Origin of the sequence: Pseudoduganella sp. R-34 (assembly GCF_049904655.1) — a bacterium.
Classification (GTDB): domain Bacteria; phylum Pseudomonadota; class Gammaproteobacteria; order Burkholderiales; family Burkholderiaceae_D; genus Rugamonas.
Genome location: NZ_CP184572.1, coordinates 5,908,567 through 5,925,543, shown reverse-complemented (window position 1 = coordinate 5,925,543; position 16,977 = coordinate 5,908,567). Strand labels below are relative to the sequence as shown.

Sequence of the window (16,977 nt, the reverse complement as noted above, 5' to 3'; positions counted from 1 at the left end):
ATTTCTACTATTTGTTTTCTCTTTTCTATGGTTGCTCTCTCTAAATCGATTTTCAAGGCTTACGATATCCGCGGCATCATTGGCAAGACGCTGGACGAAGGCGTGGCGCGCTCTGTTGGGCATGCCTTCGGCCTGGCTGCCGCCGCGAAGGGAGAGCGCAGCGTGGTGATCGGCCGCGACGGCCGCCTGTCCGGCCCGGGGCTGATCGCTGCACTGGCGCAGGGCCTGCAGGCAGCCGGTGTCGACGTGATCGACCTGGGCGTGGTGGCAACGCCGATGGTGTACTTCGGCACTCACGTGCTCGACACCCGTTCCGGCATCATGGTGACCGGCAGCCATAACCCGCCGGACTATAACGGCTTCAAGATGGTGCTGAAGGGCGAGGCGATCCATGGCGATGCCATCACCGCCCTGTACCACGCCATTGAAGCCGGCCTGCAGCCAGCGGCTGCCGCCGGCAAGTACGGCACCTGCGACATTCGCGCGCAATATTTGCAGCGCATCATCGGCGACGTGAAGATTGCGCGCCCGATCAAGATTGCCGTCGATTGCGGCAACGGCGTGGCCGGTGCCTTCGCGGGCGACCTGTATCGCGGCATGGGCTGCGAAGTGGTCGAATTGTTCTGCGAAGTGGACGGCACTTTCCCGAACCACCACCCGGACCCGGCGCACCCGGAAAACCTGCAGGACCTGGTCAGGGCGCTGCGGGAAACCGACGCCGAGATCGGCCTGGCCTTCGACGGCGACGGCGACCGCCTCGGCATCGTGACCAAGGATGGCCAGGTCATCTATCCTGACCGTCAGCTGATGCTGTTCGCGCAAGACGTCCTGTCCCGACACCCGGGCGAGCAGATCCTGTACGACGTGAAATGCACGCGCCACCTGGCCGCGTACATCGAACAGGCAGGCGGCAAGCCGCTGATGTGCAAGACCGGCCATTCGCTGGTGAAGGCCAGGCTGAAGGAAACCGGCGCCCCGCTGGGCGGCGAAATGAGCGGCCACGTGTTCTTCAAGGACCGCTGGTACGGTTTCGACGATGGCCTGTACGCCGGCGCGCGCATGCTGGAGATCCTGACCCGCCACGCCGATCCTTCGGCGCTGCTGAACGCCTTGCCCAAGTCGGACAGCACGCCGGAACTGCAGCTGCAGCTGGACGAGGGCGAAAATTACGCGCTGATGGCCAAGCTGGCGGCCGAGGCGAAATTCCCCGGCAATGAGCGTGTCATCGATATCGACGGCCTGCGCGTGGAATATGCCGATGGCTTTGGCCTGGCGCGTTCCTCGAACACCACTCCGGTGATCGTGATGCGCTTCGAGGCGGAATCGCCAGCGGCGCTGGCGCGCATCCAGGGCCAGTTCCGCGATGTGATCCTGGCTGCCAAGCCGGATGCGAAACTGCCGTTCTAAATGAATATCCTGCTCGTGCGCGTCTCGTCGCTGGGGGACGTGCTGCACAATATGCCGATCGTGGCCGACATCAAGCGCCATTTCCCGGATGCGAACATCGACTGGGTGGTGGAGGAGGGCTATGTCAGCCTGGTGCGCCTGAACCCGATGGTGCGCAATATCCTGCCGTGGGGCCTGCGCCGCTGGCGCAAGAGCCTGGGCAAGAAGGAAACGCGCGCCGAGATCGGGGCCTTCTTCCGCAAGCTGCGCGAAGTGCAGTATGACTATGTGTTCGACACCCAGGGCTTGCTGAAGACCGGCATCATCATGGGCGCCGCGCGCGGCAAGAACAAGGTCGGCTTGGCCAATGGCAGCGAAGGCTCGGGCTATGAAGGCATATCCCGCATCTTCCACAGCAAGAGCATTCCGCTCGACCCGCGCACGCATGCGGTGGCGCGCGGCCGCCTGGTAGTGGGCGCTGCGCTGGGCTTCAAGGTGGATTATCCGGCCGATTTCGGCTTGCCTGAAGTACCGGCCAGCGAAGCGCGCCCGCAGTGGATGGGGGAGGCGCCCTATGCCGTGTTCTTCCACGGCACGGCGCGCGACGCCAAGAAATGGGCGCCTGCCAACTGGATCGAGCTGGGCAAGGCGCTGGCGCCGATGCCCGTGCTGTTGCCGTGGGGCTCGGACAAGGAAAAGGCGGAAGCGGAAACGCTGGCTGCCGGCATCCCGCATGCCCGGGTGCTGCCGAAGCTGTCGATGGCCGATGCCGTCATGCTGGCGCGCCGCGCCGCGCTGGCGGTCGGCGTGGATACGGGCCTGACCCATATCGCGGCGGCTTTCTCGCGTCCCGTGGTGGAAATCTATGCCGACTCGCCGCGCTGGAAGACCGAAGGCAACTGGTCGCCGCGCATCATCAACCTCGGCGACAAGGGTTCGCCGCCGGGCGTGGCGGAAGTGCTGGCCGCGGCCAGGAGCCTGCTCTGAGCATGCGGAACTTTTATACGTTCATGTGGTGGCTGGCTTTGCCGCTGGTGCTGGGCCGCCTGTGGTGGCGCGGCCGCAAGGAGCCGGGCTACCGCCAGCACTGGGGCGAGCGGCTTGGCATGTATGGCGCGCGCGCCGCCAACGATGAACCGGCCACCATCTGGGTGCATGCAGTTTCGGTGGGCGAGACGCGCGCTGCCGAACCGCTGGTCGATGCGCTGTTGAAGAAATACCCGCAGGCCCGCATCGTGCTGACCTGCATGACCCCTACCGGCCGCGCGACCGGCAAGAGCCTGTTCGGCAAGCATGGTGCACGCGTGGTGCAATCCTACCTGCCCTACGACATGCCGCTGCTGGTGGCGCGCTTCATTCGTCATTTCGAACCGCGTGTCTGCATCCTGATGGAGACCGAGGTATGGCCGAACCTGATCGTGCAATGCCAGCGCGACAAGGTGCCGGTGGTCCTGGCCAACGCGCGCCTGAGCGAGCGGTCGCTGGGCAAGGCGCAACGCTTCGGCAAGGTGATCCGCGATGCGGCACAAGGCATCACGCTGGTGGCGGCCCAGACCGAGGCCGATGCCCTGCGCATCCGCGCGCTGGGCGCCAGCAAAGTGAGCGTGACCGGCAGCATCAAGTTCGACGTCGTGATCCCGCAAGCCGCGCTGGCAACCGGCGCGCAGTTGCGCCAGCAGTTCGGTGTGCGCCCGGTATTCCTGTGCGCCAGCACGCGCGAAGGCGAAGAAGGCCTGATCCTCGATGCCTTCCAGGCTGCGCGCGCATCGCTGCCGCAGGATGTGCTGCTGCTGATTGTGCCCCGCCATCCGCAGCGCTTCGACGAAGTCGCGGCAATGGTGACGGAACGCGGCCTGTCGCTGCAGCGCCGTTCAGCGCTGGCGGCGCCGGGCGCCAGGGTCGACCCGGCCACCGAGGTGGTGCTGGGCGATTCGATGGGCGAGATGTTTGCCTACTACTCGGCCTGCGACCTGGCTTTCATCGGCGGCAGCCTGCAACCGCTGGGCGGCCAGAACCTGATTGAACCGGCCGCACTGGGCAAGCCGATCATCGTCGGCGAGCACACTTTCAATTTTGCGCAAGCCACCGAAGACTGCCTGCAGCAGGGCGGCGCGGTGCGCGTGCCGAACAGCGACGGCCTGATGCACCAGGCTGCGCGCCTGCTGGCCGATAGCGCAGCGCGCGGCGCCATGGGCGCGCATGCGCAGACCTTTGCCAATACCCACCGCGGCGCCACGGCACGCACGATTGCATTGCTTCCCGATTTGAAGTGACAAATGTCATGACCAAGTCGTGGCATTCCGTTCTGGTGCGCAGCGGGCGCAAACCGGATACTGGGTTCACCTGACCACAAGGAGAACCGCAATGCTGAAACTGTTAGTAGCCGCCAGCCTGGCCGGCGCCCTGCCTGCCATGGCAGCCGAAACTACCCTGATCAAGGACGTCCGCGTTTTCGACGGGCAGGAAATGCATGCCAGGCGCAGCGTGCTGCTGGAAGGCGGCAAGATCGCCAGCGCCGACTTCAAGGGCAAGACGCCCGCCGGCGCGAAAGTGGTCGATGGCGCCGGCCGCACGCTGATGCCGGGCTTGATCGATTCCCATACCCACAGCTTCCAGCACCTAGAATTGCCGCTGGTATTTGGCGTGACCAGCGAACTGGATATGTTCACCGCCGTGCCGCTGCTGCAGGAAATGAACGGCCGCATGGCGCGCGGCGAGAACAAGGATCGTCCGGATATCATCTCGGCCGGCGTGCTGGCCACCGTGCCGGGCGGCCATGGCACCGAATACGGCATGCCGATTCCTACCCTGACCAAGGCGGAAGAGGCGCAGCCCTGGGTCGATGCCCGCATTGCGGAAGGTTCGCACTTCATCAAGATCGTGATGGAACCTGGCTGGCCCGGACATCCGGTGCCGAGCCTGGACCGCGCCACCGTGAAGGCGCTGATCGTGGCCGCCCATCGGCGCGGCAAGCTGGCCTTGGTGCATATTTCCAATCCGGAGGATGCGCGTACCGCGCTGGAAGAGGGCGCCGATGGCCTGGTGCACCTGTTCAACGGCGAGTCGATGACAGAGCAGGACCTCAAGTCCTTCGTCAAGCTGGCGCATGATCGCAAGGCCTTCGTCATTCCGACCTTCAGCGTGCTGGAAAGCGTAGCAGGCCTGAAGGAGACGGACGTGCTGGAAGACAAGCAGATGATGGCCCTGCTGACGAGCGACCAGATTGCGCCGCTGAATTCCCCGTACGGGAAAAAGGAAATGGCACAGCGCATGAACGCGGCCAGGTCGGTGGTGGCCGCGTTGCGCACCGCCGGCGTGCCGGTCCTGGCGGGCACGGACGCCGGCAACGGCGGGACCCAGGCCGGCGCCAGCCTGCACCACGAACTGCTCTCGCTGACCGGTGCCGGACTGACACCGCTGGAAGCCTTGCGCGCCGCCACGTCGGTACCGGCCAAGTCATTCCGCCTGGCCGACCGGGGTGTCATTGCCAAAGGCGCCAAGGCCGACCTGGTGCTGGTCGAAGGCGATCCAAGCCGGGACATCAAGGCCACTCGCAATATTGTCGAAGTCTGGAAGGATGGCGCGACCGTATCGGCACGCCGCAAGGCGCAGCAGGACCTGGTGGCCAGGGAACTGAATACGCCCAAGGGCGCGCCGCTGGTGCTGCCGGCAGACGGCATGATCAGCCTGTTCAGCAAGGAAAAGCTGGCCAGCCCGTTCGGCACCGGATGGGTGCCTTCCAACGACGCTTTCCTGGGCGGCAAATCGACGGTGAGCCTGGAGTACGCGGGCGAGAACGCGGTCCAAGTGAAGGCAAGCGTGCAGCAGGGCTTTGCCTTCCCGTGGGCCGGCATCGCTTTCGTGCCGGGCAGCCAGCCGTTCCAGGCGGCGAACCTGAGCGCCGCCAAGACCCTGCGCTTCCGCGTCAAAGGCGACGGCCAGGGCTACCAGGTGGGGATCATGCATGGCAGCGCGCGCATCCCGGTCTATCAGCCGTTTGCAGCCGGTGCAGAATGGCGGGAAGTTGCCATGCCGATGGCCAGTTTCGCCGGGGTCGATACCGGTGCGATCACGCTCATCATGTTCAATGCCGGCCCCAAGATCGGCGACTACCAGTTCCAGATCGCCGACGTGCGTTTGACTAACCAGTAAAGGGAGCAGGCATGATCCAGGCAAGGCGTTGGCTGCAAGGTCCCTGGTTGCCTCCGCACCTGGGCAAGGCGCCTTACCTGTGGCTGCTGTCGCTGAATTTCTTCCTCTGGAAGTACTTCTACATCAAACCCTCGCTGCTGGAACTTGGCTTGCTGGTGCTGTCGATCCTGGCGTTCGTGCCGATGTACCTTGCCAGCTTCTGGCTGCGCAACCTGCGCGTGGTGCCCCTGCTCCTGGCGACCATCGCGCTGGGCGTTGCCTGGGCGCCGTTCAATTTTGGCGCCTGCACCTATTTCATCTTTGCCTGCTCGATGTGCGCTGCGTTGGAGCAGCCGCGCCACGCTTACCTGGGAATCGGGATCACCCTGATTGCCGCGACGCTGCTTGCGCTGACGCTGGAGTTGCCGCTGCCTTTCCTGCTGCCGGCATTGGCGGTCGGCGCGCCAGTCGGCATCGCCAGCGTGATGGATGCGCGGGTGCGCCGCTCGAGCCAGCAACTGCTGCGCAAGCAGGAAGAAGTCGAGCATCTTGCCCGCATCGCAGAACGAGAACGCATCTCGCGCGACCTGCATGACTTGCTGGGACATACGCTGTCGCTGATCGCCATCAAGGCTGAACTGGCGGGACGCTTGCTGGAACGCGACACGGCGGCGACGGCGAAGGAAATCAAGGATATCGAAACCACCGCGCGCCATGCCCTGGCCGAAGTGCGTAGCGCAGTGACCGGCTATCGCCAGAGCGGCTTCGCACAAGAGCTGGCGCAGGCGCGCGCCGCGCTCGCCGCGGCCGGCGTGGAACTTGACGCAAATGTGCAGCCTTTCCCCATGCCTGCAACGGTGGAGAACGTGCTTGCGCTGTCGCTGCGCGAGGCCGTCACCAACATCCTGCGCCACGCCAGGGCGACGCGCTGCCTGGTGAGCGTAAGGCAGGACGGCGGGCAGGTTGTTTGCCACATCAGCGATGATGGCAGCGCGCCGCTTGACCGCGGGGCGCTGGCACGCGGCAATGGCCTGCGCGGCATGCGCGAGCGTGTCATGGCAGCGGGCGGGCGCCTGTCACTGCACGCCAGCGACGCCGCCGGCGGCCTGGCGCTGGAATTACATTTACCGATGGGAGCTGTCGCATGATCCGCGTACTGATCGCCGAAGACCAGTCGATGGTGCTGGGGGCGCTGGCTGCGCTACTGAAACTGGAACCCGACCTTGATGTGGTCGGCCAGGCGCGCAACGGGCAGGAGGCATTGCTGCTCTGTGAAGAACTGCGCCCCGACATCGTGCTGACCGATATCGAAATGCCGCTGATGACTGGCCTCGAGCTCGCTGCCGTGCTGGCCGAGCGCGGTGTCGCAACGCGCGTGGTGATCGTCACCACCTTTGCCCGCTCAGGCTACCTGCGACGCGCCATGGCGGCCGGCGTGCGCGGCTACCTGCTGAAAGATGCTCCATCCGATTCCCTGGCCTCCGCCATCCGCAGCGTGCATGCCGGCGGGCGCGCCATCGCGCCGGAGCTGGCGCTGGAGAGCTGGAGTGGAAGCGAAGACCCGTTGAGCGAACGCGAACGGCAGGTGCTGCGGCTCGCCGGTGAAGGCCGCAGTGGCGCGGAGATCGCAAAGCAGCTAAGCCTGTCGGAAGGGACGGTGCGCAACTACCTGTCGGAAGCGATCAGCAAGCTCAACGCAGGCAACCGCGTGGAAGCCTTCCGCCTGGCGCGCGAAGCGGGCTGGCTCTAGTCCGCAATCACGCCGATCATTGGTCCCAGGTCGGCACGGTGGTCGTTGCGGCCCAGGGCCGGCCAGTAAAGCGATGAGACCGAGCCGTCCAGGTAGAGGGCGTCCCGGCACTTCAACACATCGCGGAAATACCTGGCGAACTGGTAGAAATTGACCCGCTCTTCGCTAATGACAAAGACGGCTTTGCCGTCCAGGGCGCACACGCCGTTGCGCACGTGGCGCGAACGCGAATCCGGATCGAACAGTGGATTGACCACGCCATTGGTCAGCAGCATCGGGCCTGACTGCGTTGCCAGGCGCGCTTTGCCGGCAAGCGCCGGGTAGGCCGAAGATTCGACCACTTGGGCGCCGGCGTCGCTGACCAGGAACACGCCGTTTGGGCGCAAGAAAAAGTTGCCTTTGCCTGGCGACAGGTTCAGCGGCGACAGTTCGACACCGTCCGCAACGAACAAGCCAACCGGCGAGTAGTCCGCATGGTACATGCCCGCATTCATGCCGAACGAGAGATGCTGGCCGCGCCCGTCCAACGCTGCAGCGACTCTCTCCAGCCGCTTGTAGGGACGGCCCTGCTCATCGTTCAGGAACAGTTGCAGGCGTTCGCGCAGCGGATCGGCCGTGATGACCGTAAAATGCGGCTCGCCGGCGCGCATCGTGCCGCATGCGGCCAGTGATGCAAGCAGCAGGAGGGCAGGGGGAACGCGCACTAGGTGAACAGGGGAGGCAATTCCGCAGCGCGCTTGCGCAGCAGCTGCTTGGCTTCCTCGTACTGGGGATAGATGCGGCCGACATTGGCCCAGAAGCGCGGGCTGTGGTTCATCTCGAGGATATGCGCCAGCTCGTGCGCCACCACATAATCCACCAGCGGCAGCGAGAAGTGCATCAGCTTCCAGTTCAGGCGGATCGTGCGCTGCGCGGTGCAGGAGCCCCAGCGCGTGTCGGCCGAGGACAGCGAAAACCCGGCATACTGCACGCCCAGCCGCGCCGCATACAGGTCCAGCCGTTGCTGGAACAGGCCTTCCGCCTGCGCCTTGTACCAGTTCTTGACGCGTTCCTTGAGCAGCTGCTCGGTGGCGCCCTGCACCAGTCCCATCGACAGCTCCCTCGCCACCGGATCGAATTCGGTCCGATTGCGCGGCGCCTGGTACAGGCGCAGCGTGATCTCTTCGCCCAGGTAGGGCAGCTTCGCGCCGTCATCCCACACGATGGGCGGCTTTTCCAGGCGTGCGGCGCGGCGCTGGCGGCGTTCGTCAAGCTTGGACAGTATCCAGTGCTGCTTGGCGCGGATGGCGTTGTCGATGTCGGCCAGCGAGCAGCGCTTGGGCGCCGTCACGTACAGGCCGGTATCGTCGACCGTAAAGCCGATCGAACGGCGCGTGGAGCGCTTCAGCACGTATTCGAGAATGTATTCGCCGACAAGAAGTTGTCGCTTGTCCTGGTCGCCGGACAGTGGCGGGTTGGTCGGTTCAGGGCGGCGCAGTTGCACCGGGGGACGCAGCAGGTTCACTGCCGCGGGAGCGGGAACGGGAAACGGGGAAGAAGGCGCGGCCGCTGGCGGCGGCGCCTCCTGTTGCGCTTCGGCCTTTTCGGCTAGCCAGCGCTGTAGGCGTGGGGCGAAATGACGCGCATTTCTGATTCGATCCACTGTTCCACCTGCTCCATCAATTCGTCGGGAGTTTTACCTTCCGACGAAATCGGTTTGCCCACCGACACCGTAACGGTGCCCGGTTTCTTGATAAAGGAATTCTTTGGCCAGCACTCGCCGGAGTTCAGCGCGATCGGCACCACCACCGCACCGGTTTCCACTGCCAGGCGCGTGCCGCCGCTCTTGTACTTGCCTTGCTGGCCGACCGGAATGCGAGTCCCTTCCGGGAACATGATAATCCATTGGCCGTCCTTGAGTCGACGCTTGCCGTGCGCAACAACGGATTTGAATGCATTCTTGCCTTGCTTGCGGTCGATCGGGATCATGCGCAGCAGCGCAATGCCCCAGCCGAAGAAGGGGATGTACAGGATTTCTTTTTTAAATACAAACACCAGCGGGCGCGGCAGGTTCGCCAGCAGGAAGATGGTCTCCCATGCCGACTGGTGCTTGGACAGGATGATCGCCGGGGCATCCGGGAAGTTCTCGTAGCCCTTGAACTGGTAGTTGATGCCGCAGATCCATTTGGCGCACCAGACGATGAAGACGTTCCAGCGCGACGTCACGAAATAGCGTTTGTTGTATGGCAGCGGCGCCGCCAGCATGCAGACTCCGGACCAGATGACGGTGGCAATTGCCATCAGAACCATGAACAGGGCGGAACGCAGGAACAGAACGAAATTACGCAACGACAGTCTCCAATTAATCGGACTTAAGGATGTGGTCTACAGTGGCAGCGAGGTCGGGGAAGACTTGCGTGCCGGGCGGCAGTCCACCAGTAGCATGAGTCTTCTCGCCCTTGCCCGTCAATACCAGGAACGGCACGCAGCCGCTGATGAAGCCTGCCTGCAGGTCACGCAGCGAATCGCCGACGGTCGGCACGCCTTTCAGGCTGATCTCGAAGCGCTTCGAGATTTCCGTGAACATGCCAGGCTTTGGCTTGCGGCAGTCGCAGTTGTCGGCTGCCGCGTGCGGGCAGAAGAAGATGGCGTCGATATCGGCGCCCACCTGCTGCGCCAGGCGGTGCATCTTCTGGTGGATCGCGTTCAGGGTGTTGATGTCGAAGTACTGGCGGGCGATGCCCGACTGGTTCGACGCGATCACCACGCGGTAGCCCGCCTGGTTCAGGCGGGCGATGGCTTCCAGCGAGCCGGGGATGGGGATCCACTCGTCCGGCGACTTGATGAAGTCGGGCGAATCGTGGTTGATCACGCCATCCCGGTCCAGGATGATCAGCTTGGTCGGCTGGGTCTGAGGCATATCAGGCTGCCAGCTTGGAAATGTCGGCCACGCGGTTCATCATGCCGTGCAGGGAAGACAGCAGCGCCAGTCGGTTGTTGCGCAGCGCGATATCCTCTGCCATCACCATCACGTCGTTGAAGAAGGCGTCGACTTCTTCCTTCAGTTGCGCCAATGTCTTGAGCGTGGCGCTGAAGTCGCCCTTGGCCCATGCGGTGTCGACTTCCGGCGCCACGCGGCCCATGGCTGCGTGCAGAGCCTTTTCGGCGGCATCTTGCAGCAGGTCCGCGCGCACCGTGCCGGCTTGCGCCAGCGCTTCCTCGTTCTTCTTCAGGATGTTGGTGATGCGCTTGTTGGCGCCGGCCAGCGAGACCGACTCCGGCAGGGCGGCGAAGGCTTGCACGGCCTCCAGGCGCTGCACGATGTCGTCCAGGCGGTCCGGGTTCTGCGCCACGACTGCTTCGATCTCGTTTACGCTGAAGCCGCGCTCGCGCAGCATGCCGCGCAGGCGGTCCATCATGAACGCGGTGACTTCGGCGGTCGGGTCCTTGAAATTCGGCACGGCCACGAACTGCGCGGCCGCGTCGCCCAGCAGCGCCGAGACGGACAGCGGCAGGCGCTTTTCCACCAGCATGCGCAGCACGCCCAAGGCGTGGCGGCGCAGCGCAAATGGGTCCTTGTCGCCGGTCGGCTGCAGGCCGATGGCCCAGATGCCGACCAGGGTTTCGACCTTGTCGGCCAGTGCCACGGCGGTGCCGGTGGCGGTAGACGGCAGGTTGTCGCCGGCGAAGCGCGGCTGGTAGTGCTCGGAAGCGGCCAGGGCGACTTCTTCGTGTTCGCCGTCGTGGCGCGCGTAGTAGGTACCCATGATGCCTTGCAGCTCAGGGAATTCGCCCACCATGTCGGTCAGCAGGTCGGCCTTGGACAGGCGTGCGGCGCGTTCTGCGAGCGCCTTGTCGCCGCCCAAGCGGCCGGCGATGGCGGCGGCCAGCGAGGTGACGCGCTCGGAGCGCTCGGCCTGGGTGCCCAGCTTGTTGTGGTACACCACGTTCTTCAGCAGCGGCAGGCGCGATTCCAGCGACTTCTTCTTGTCCTGCTCGAAGAAGAACTTGGCGTCGGACAGGCGCGGGCGCACGACACGCTCGTTGCCGCCGATGATGGCGGCCGGCGTGTCGGTCGCAATGTTCGACACGATCAGGAAGCGCGAGCGCAGCTTGCCGTTGGCATCGGTCAGGGCGAAGTATTTCTGATTCGTCTGCATGGTGAGGATCAGGCATTCCTGCGGCACGGCCAGGAATTCTTCCTCGAAGTGGCATTCATACACGACCGGCCATTCGACCAGGGACGACACTTCTTCCAGTAGCGCTTCCGGCATCAGGACCTGGTCGGCGCCTGCCTTTTGCAGCAGGGCGGTACGGATCGCCTCTTTGCGCGCATCGAAGCCTGCAACGACTTTGCCCGCCTCAGCCAGGGTGGCTGCGTAGGACTCGGCGTCCGCGATGGTCACTTCACGCTTGCCCGGTGCGGTCAGGAAACGGTGGCCTTCGGTCTTGTTGGCTGCGGTCAGGCCCAGCAGGGTCAGTGGCAGTACGGTGGCGCCATGCAGGGCGACCAGCGCGTGGGCCGGGCGCACGAACTGCACGGTCTCGCCGTCTGGACGCTGGTAGCTCATCACCTTAGGAATCGGCAGCTTGGCGATGGTTTCTTCCAGCGCTGCTTGCGCGCCCGCTTGCAGGGCGGAGCCGGCTGCCAGCTTAGTGTAGAAGAAGCTTTCGGCCTTGCCGTCCTGGGCACGTTCCATGTCGGCGACGGCGATGTGGGCCAGGCCCATGGCTGCCAGCTTCTTGGTCAGCGGCGCGGTCGGGTTGCCGTCGGCGTCCAATGCGATGGCGACTGGCAGGATCTTTTCGCGTACCTGCTTGTCCGGCGAGGTGGCGCGTACTTTGGTGATCGACACCGCCAGGCGGCGCGGCGTGGCGTAAGTGGTGGCGACGCTGTCTTCTTCCAGGAAGTCGCGCGATTTCAGGCCGTTGACGATGCCGGAGGCGAAAGCGGCGCCCAGCTTGGACAGGGCCTTCGGCGGCAGTTCTTCGGTCAGCAGTTCGATGAGCAGGGTCTGATTCATGTTCGGTATTCGTTTATTTGGCGACCATCGGGAAGCCGAGGCGTTCGCGGGACTCGTAGTAGGCCTGGGCCACCATGCGCGACAGGTTGCGCACGCGGCCGATGTAGGCGGCGCGCTCGGTCACGGAGATGGCGCCGCGGGCGTCCAGCATGTTGAAGCTGTGCGAGGCTTTCATGATCTGCTCGTAGGCCGGCAGGGTCAGTTGCAGCTCGATCAGGCGCTTCGCTTCCGATTCGTGGTTGGCGAATTGCGCGAACAGCAGCTCGGTGTTGGCGTGCTCGAAATTGTAGGTGGACTGCTCCACTTCGTTCTGGTGGAACACGTCGCCGTACTTCAGCTGCTTCTTCACACCGCCTTCTTCCCACTCGGTCCACACCAGGTCGTAGACGTTTTCCACGCCCTGCAGGTACATGGCCAGGCGCTCAACGCCGTAGGTGATCTCGCCCAGCACCGGCTTGCAATCGAGGCCGCCCACTTGCTGGAAGTAGGTGAACTGGGTCACTTCCATGCCGTTCAGCCAGACTTCCCAGCCCAGGCCCCAGGCGCCCAGGGTGGGGCTTTCCCAGTCGTCTTCCACGAAGCGTACGTCGTTCTGTTTCAGGTCCAGGCCCAGCGCTTCCAGGGAGCCCAGGTACAGGTCCAGGATGTTTTCCGGCGCCGGCTTCAGGACCACCTGGTACTGGTAGTAGTGCTGCAGGCGGTTCGGGTTTTCGCCGTAGCGGCCGTCTTTCGGGCGGCGCGATGGCTGGACGTAGGCGGCACGCCAAGGCTCAGGGCCGATGGCGCGCAGGAAAGTGCCGGTGTGGAAGGTGCCCGCGCCGACTTCCATGTCGTACGGCTGGAGCAATGCGCAGCCCTGCTTGTCCCAGTAGGTTTGCAGGGTCAGGATAATTTGTTGAAATGTCAGCATCGTGGTCGTTGGTGGCGCCCTGGGCGCGAGCGTTATCGGTTCGCTAAAACGGCTCATTTTAGCGGTTTTTGCGGCGAACCTGTAGAGTTTTGCCCGGCTGGCTGGTCCTTTGATCAATATCAAACCTTGGCGGTGCCGCGTGAACCTCTAGCCCGTAGCCGCCTCCAAGCAGCATGGATAGTCCAAATGCCGACTTTGATTCCCCGTGGAAGCATGCCCCTGAGCGCTATCTGGCTGATTTTGCGGAACTTTTCCTGCTTGAAACGCGGGAAAGGCAAGTTGCACCCGAGAGCCTGGAGCAGGAGCTTGGCCAATGCGTGCGCGATGGGGCATTTGGGCTGCGTCGACTGGACAAGCTGATGCGCGTTACTGAACCGGACAGTTCCAGTTGCTTGTGGCATATCGAAGTCCAGACCGCCAGCCAGGCTGATTTTGCGGAGCGCATGTTTATCTGCTACTACCGCCTGTATGAACGCTTCCGCCTGCCGGTGCGTAGTATCGCTATCCTTGGCGATCTCAGCCCAACTTGGCGTCCGGAGGGCTTGGAGATGATTTCCGGGCGCACGCAATTGAGTTTCGGATTCGAAACGATCAAGTTAATCGACTTTGAGGACCGGATCGCGGAACTACTGTTGAGCGACAACGTTTTCGCGTGGCTGGTTTCGGCGCATGTGGCGACCCTTCGCACTCGCAGGGAACTAGAGGACCGCATGCGTGTCAAAGGCTGTCTGCTAACAGGAATTCATGCTTGTGGTTGGCCTAAGGAAAAAGTTCTCGATGTTCATGAGTTAATCGATCGCATGATGCGCTTGCCTTGGGGATTGCAGCAACAGCTGGATGCCAGGTTGGAGGACTTGTTTGGGAGGAGTGCCATGCCTTACATGAGTGCGTATGAACATCGCGTTGAAAAGCGTGCCAAGATCAAAGGCCGCCAGGAAGGCCGGTTGGAAGGCCGGTTGGAAGGTCGGATGGAAGGACGGATGGAAGGACGGATGGAAGGACGGCTGGAAGGACGGCTGGAAGGACGGCTGGAAGGACGGCTGGAAGGACGCGAAGAAGGACGCGAAGAAGGACGCGAGGAAGGACTACGGGAGGGGAAGCTGCGCATGTTGCGCCAGATCGTCCTGTCCCAACTTGGGCTGCGTTTTGGTCCATTGGACGAGCATGTGCAGCAAGTGATCGCCGCAGGCACCGTCGAGGACCTGGAGCGTCAAATCATGGCGGTGCTGGAAGCAAAAAGTATCGAAGATGTCATTGAGAGCGCAAAACACTGATCGGTTTTGCGCTCCACTCCGCTAGCGTTTAACGGATCGCGCCCAGAGCCAGGCACCGGCCAAAGCCAGGGCGGCAAGGACAAAGAACAGCTTGTTCTGCAGCTTGATGTAAGGCGTGTCGCCCGACATGCCTTGTACCGTTGCGCTCAATACGCCCGGCTGGCGATAAGGCAACGCGTGCATCACTTCGCCGCGTGGAGAGATCACGACCGTGGCGCCGCTATTGGTGGCGCTCAGCATCGGCCGGCCGGTTTCCAGCGCACGCATCTGCGACATCTGCAAGTGCTGCGGAATCGCAATCGATTCCCCGTACCATGCCAGCTCGGATACGTTCAGCATCACCGTGGCGCCGGTCAGCGAAATCTGTTCCGCGATCTCTTCTCCGAACACGTTTTCGTAGCAGATATTCGGCAGCACTTTCTGGTCCTTCACCGGGAACGGGGCCTGGATCACAGCGCCGCGTGTCTGGTCACCGAGCGGGATCTGCATCAGGTTGGTGAACCAGCGGAAGCCAGTCGGGATGAATTCACCGAACGGCACCAAGTGGTGCTTGTCGTAGCGATAAGTGCTGCTGGAGAGCGAAGGCGGCAGGCCGAGCACGCTGTTCGAATATTCCATGCCATTGGTCATCGGCATGCCCAGCACGATATGGCTGCCGGTGCGGCGCGCGAACTGGCCGTAGGAATCTAGATAGCCAGGCGGCAGTTGAGAGGCGAACAGCGGCACGCCCGTTTCCGGAATTGCGATCAGGTCGGCGGGAGCCGCAGTTACCACTTGCTGGTACATGCGCAGGATGTCGCCGAGATGCTTGATGTCGAATTTATTCACCAGCGGGACATTGCCCTGAACCAGGCGCACCGACAGGGGATTGCCGGAAGGGGTCGTCCATTCGACCCGGCCCAGCGCAAAGCCGCCGATCCAGATCGCCGCTACCAGCGTAATCGCCTTGTAGCGGAACGGATGCATCAGCAGCGGCAGGGCGCCAGCGGTGATGGCGGCCAGCCAGCTGATGCCGTACACGCCCAGCACCGGGGCATAGCCTGCCAGCGGCGAAGTATTGTGTGCATAGCCCGCCGTCACCCAGGGAAAACCGGTGAAAAGCCAGCCGCGCAGGAATTCGAACAGAGCCCAGCAAGCCGGCAACACAAGAAGCGTGGCGGCAGGCAGCGGCAGCGGCCAGCGCTTGCGCAGCCAGGCGGTAGCGGCCAGGGCGCCCGAGGCATACAAGGCCATTGCCGCCGCCAGCAGGGCGATCGAAATGGCGGCCAGCGGCGCCGGCATGCCGCCGAAATTGTGGATCGCGATGTACAACCAATGGAATCCCGCCAGGCACCAGCCAAAGCCGAAGGCCCAGCCGACCAGGGCGCAGGCACGCACGCCATCCGCGCGCAAGGCCTGGTAGGCCAGCATTGCCAGCGAAAGGATCTGTAGCGGCCACCAGCCGAACGGCGCGAACGCGAACACGCCCGCCGCGCCGGAGATGGCGGCGATCAGCATGCGGCTACGGGTAGAGCGGGGCGCGGCAGGCGGTTCGCCTGCCTTGGTCTTACGCCAGCGCATCAGTCCTGCTCGTCCACGGATGCCGGCAGTTTTTCAACCGTCAGCACATGGACCTGGCGCGCATCGGCGCGCAGCACTTCAAAGCGCAGGTTGGCGATGTCGAAGGTATCGCCCTTGTGCGGCATGCGGCCCAGGTGCTTGGCCACCAGGCCTCCGATAGTGTCGACATCCTCGTCGGCCAAGTCGGCATCCAGCTCTTCATTGAACTGTTCCAGCTCGGTCAGCGCCTTGATGCGCCAGCGCGGGCCGATCTTGCCTTCCTTGATGGATAGGATATTGTCTTCTTCTTCATCGAAATCGTATTCGTCTTCGATATCGCCGACGATCTGCTCCAGCACGTCCTCGATGGTGATCAGGCCGGCCACGCCGGAGTACTCATCGACCACGATGGCCATATGGTTATGGTTGGCGCGGAAGTCGCGCAGCAGCACGTTCAGGCGTTTCGATTCCGGGATGAAGATCGCAGGGCGCAGCATGTCGCGCACGTCGAACGATTCTTCCGCGTAATAGCGCAGCAGATCCTTCGCCAGCAGGATGCCGACCACCTTGTCGCGTTCACCTTCGATGGCAGGGAAGCGCGAGTGGGCCGTTTCCAGCACCAGCGGGAGCCATTCCTCGATCGGTTTGGTGATGTCGATGACGTCCATCTGCGAGCGCGGGATCATGATGTCGCGCGCCGACAGGTCCGACACCTGGAACACGCCTTCGATCATCGACAGCGCGTCGGCGTCGATCAGGTTGCGTTCATGGGCGTCGTGCAGGACTTCAAGCAGCTCCGAGCGGCTCTCGGGCTCAGGGGAAATCAGGGCGGTGAGTCGCTCGAACAGCGACCGGTGTGGTTTAGCGTCATTCCTGACGCTACTAGAGTGCTCTTGCATAATTGGCATTAAAGCCGTTGTTCCGAAGTGCTATAGCATACACTAAACGGCCGAGTCCCGGCCGAAATTATCAGATTGGAAACTC

The 16,977-nt window shown here is 63.5% G+C and carries 15 protein-coding genes; 7 read left to right on the top strand and 8 right to left on the bottom strand.

Annotated features, from left to right (window positions below; translation table 11 throughout):
• Positions 1-27: 27 nt before the first annotated feature.
• The 6 genes from ACN9MW_RS27225 to ACN9MW_RS27200 all read left to right on the top strand — a co-directional run bounded on the left by ACN9MW_RS27225 (position 28) and on the right by ACN9MW_RS27200 (position 7,267).
• Positions 28-1,407, top strand: coding sequence for a phosphomannomutase/phosphoglucomutase (locus ACN9MW_RS27225; RefSeq protein WP_426164777.1), 1,380 nt, complete (start codon positions 28-30; stop codon positions 1,405-1,407).
• The gene (gene waaC, locus ACN9MW_RS27220; protein ID WP_426164775.1) at positions 1,408-2,373 is read left to right on the top strand and encodes a lipopolysaccharide heptosyltransferase I; all 966 of its coding nucleotides are present in this window, start codon (positions 1,408-1,410) and stop codon (positions 2,371-2,373) included. It begins immediately after the preceding gene.
• 2 nt (positions 2,374-2,375) lie between these two features.
• A complete protein-coding gene (gene waaA / locus ACN9MW_RS27215; protein ID WP_426164773.1) occupies positions 2,376-3,659 on the top strand; it encodes a lipid IV(A) 3-deoxy-D-manno-octulosonic acid transferase in 1,284 nt (427 codons plus the stop codon).
• A 91-nt stretch (positions 3,660-3,750) separates the two neighbouring features.
• On the top strand, positions 3,751-5,538 hold the full coding sequence (locus ACN9MW_RS27210; protein ID WP_426164771.1) for a CIA30 family protein: 1,788 nt from the start codon (positions 3,751-3,753) through the stop codon (positions 5,536-5,538).
• 11 nt (positions 5,539-5,549) lie between these two features.
• Complete coding sequence (locus tag ACN9MW_RS27205) at positions 5,550-6,665, top strand: sensor histidine kinase (RefSeq protein ID WP_426164769.1); 1,116 nt, start codon at positions 5,550-5,552, stop codon at positions 6,663-6,665.
• Positions 6,662-7,267 carry a response regulator gene (locus tag ACN9MW_RS27200; RefSeq protein WP_426164767.1) on the top strand — a complete coding sequence of 202 codons (606 nt, stop codon included), beginning with the start codon at positions 6,662-6,664 and terminating at the stop codon, positions 7,265-7,267. Before ACN9MW_RS27205 ends, ACN9MW_RS27200 begins: the two co-directional genes overlap by 4 nt.
• On the opposite strand, the gene ACN9MW_RS27195 is transcribed toward ACN9MW_RS27200, so the two are convergent.
• The 6 genes from ACN9MW_RS27195 to glyQ are packed head-to-tail and all read right to left on the bottom strand — an operon-like array spanning position 7,264 to position 13,180.
• On the bottom strand, positions 7,264-7,971 hold the full coding sequence (locus tag ACN9MW_RS27195; protein ID WP_426164765.1) for a phosphodiester glycosidase family protein: 708 nt from the start codon (positions 7,969-7,971) through the stop codon (positions 7,264-7,266). The genes ACN9MW_RS27200 and ACN9MW_RS27195 overlap by 4 nt on opposite strands.
• Positions 7,971-8,909, bottom strand: a complete 939-nt coding sequence (locus ACN9MW_RS27190; RefSeq protein WP_426164763.1) for a M48 family metallopeptidase — start codon at positions 8,907-8,909, stop codon at positions 7,971-7,973. Before ACN9MW_RS27190 ends, ACN9MW_RS27195 begins: the two co-directional genes overlap by 1 nt.
• A complete protein-coding gene (locus ACN9MW_RS27185) occupies positions 8,855-9,595 on the bottom strand; it encodes a lysophospholipid acyltransferase family protein (protein WP_426164761.1) in 741 nt (246 codons plus the stop codon). Before ACN9MW_RS27185 ends, ACN9MW_RS27190 begins: the two co-directional genes overlap by 55 nt.
• A 13-nt stretch (positions 9,596-9,608) precedes the next feature.
• Positions 9,609-10,166 carry a D-glycero-beta-D-manno-heptose 1,7-bisphosphate 7-phosphatase gene (gene gmhB, locus ACN9MW_RS27180; RefSeq protein ID WP_426164759.1) on the bottom strand — a complete coding sequence of 186 codons (558 nt, stop codon included), beginning with the start codon at positions 10,164-10,166 and terminating at the stop codon, positions 9,609-9,611.
• 1 nt (position 10,167) lies between these two features.
• A complete protein-coding gene (glyS, locus tag ACN9MW_RS27175) occupies positions 10,168-12,270 on the bottom strand; it encodes a glycine--tRNA ligase subunit beta (protein ID WP_426164757.1) in 2,103 nt (700 codons plus the stop codon).
• A 13-nt stretch (positions 12,271-12,283) separates the two neighbouring features.
• On the bottom strand, positions 12,284-13,180 hold the full coding sequence (gene glyQ, locus ACN9MW_RS27170) for a glycine--tRNA ligase subunit alpha (protein ID WP_426164755.1): 897 nt from the start codon (positions 13,178-13,180) through the stop codon (positions 12,284-12,286).
• 173 nt (positions 13,181-13,353) lie between these two features.
• Here glyQ and ACN9MW_RS27165 point away from each other — a divergent pair, with 173 nt between their 5' ends.
• Positions 13,354-14,454 (top strand): hypothetical protein, encoded by a 1,101-nt coding sequence (locus ACN9MW_RS27165; protein WP_426164753.1) that lies wholly within the window; start codon positions 13,354-13,356, stop codon positions 14,452-14,454.
• A gap of 21 nt (positions 14,455-14,475) precedes the next feature.
• On the opposite strand, the gene lnt is transcribed toward ACN9MW_RS27165, so the two are convergent.
• Together lnt and ACN9MW_RS27155 are read right to left on the bottom strand one after the other, a co-directional pair.
• A complete protein-coding gene (gene lnt / locus ACN9MW_RS27160) occupies positions 14,476-16,014 on the bottom strand; it encodes an apolipoprotein N-acyltransferase (RefSeq protein WP_426164751.1) in 1,539 nt (512 codons plus the stop codon).
• Positions 16,014-16,892: an HlyC/CorC family transporter gene (locus tag ACN9MW_RS27155; RefSeq protein ID WP_426172317.1), complete on the bottom strand. Its 879-nt coding sequence runs from the start codon at positions 16,890-16,892 to the stop codon at positions 16,014-16,016. The genes lnt and ACN9MW_RS27155 overlap by 1 nt, the downstream gene beginning before the upstream one ends.
• Positions 16,893-16,977 lie beyond the last annotated feature (85 nt).

Bases quoted from the DNA above. Each gene is read 5' to 3' on its own strand.
- ACN9MW_RS27225 (WP_426164777.1), top strand. From the start codon at position 28: ATGGTTGCTCTCTCTAAATCGATTTTCAAGGCTTACGATATCCGCGGC.
- waaC (WP_426164775.1), top strand. From the start codon at position 1,408: ATGAATATCCTGCTCGTGCGCGTCTCGTCGCTGGGGGACGTGCTGCAC.
- waaA (WP_426164773.1), top strand. From the start codon at position 2,376: ATGCGGAACTTTTATACGTTCATGTGGTGGCTGGCTTTGCCGCTGGTG.
- ACN9MW_RS27210 (WP_426164771.1), top strand. From the start codon at position 3,751: ATGCTGAAACTGTTAGTAGCCGCCAGCCTGGCCGGCGCCCTGCCTGCC.
- ACN9MW_RS27205 (WP_426164769.1), top strand. From the start codon at position 5,550: ATGATCCAGGCAAGGCGTTGGCTGCAAGGTCCCTGGTTGCCTCCGCAC.
- ACN9MW_RS27200 (WP_426164767.1), top strand. From the start codon at position 6,662: ATGATCCGCGTACTGATCGCCGAAGACCAGTCGATGGTGCTGGGGGCG.
- gmhB (WP_426164759.1), bottom strand. From the start codon at position 10,166: ATGCCTCAGACCCAGCCGACCAAGCTGATCATCCTGGACCGGGATGGC.
- glyS (WP_426164757.1), bottom strand. From the start codon at position 12,270: ATGAATCAGACCCTGCTCATCGAACTGCTGACCGAAGAACTGCCGCCG.
- glyQ (WP_426164755.1), bottom strand. From the start codon at position 13,180: ATGCTGACATTTCAACAAATTATCCTGACCCTGCAAACCTACTGGGAC.
- ACN9MW_RS27165 (WP_426164753.1), top strand. From the start codon at position 13,354: ATGGATAGTCCAAATGCCGACTTTGATTCCCCGTGGAAGCATGCCCCT.
- lnt (WP_426164751.1), bottom strand. From the start codon at position 16,014: ATGCGCTGGCGTAAGACCAAGGCAGGCGAACCGCCTGCCGCGCCCCGC.
- ACN9MW_RS27155 (WP_426172317.1), bottom strand. From the start codon at position 16,892: ATGCAAGAGCACTCTAGTAGCGTCAGGAATGACGCTAAACCACACCGG.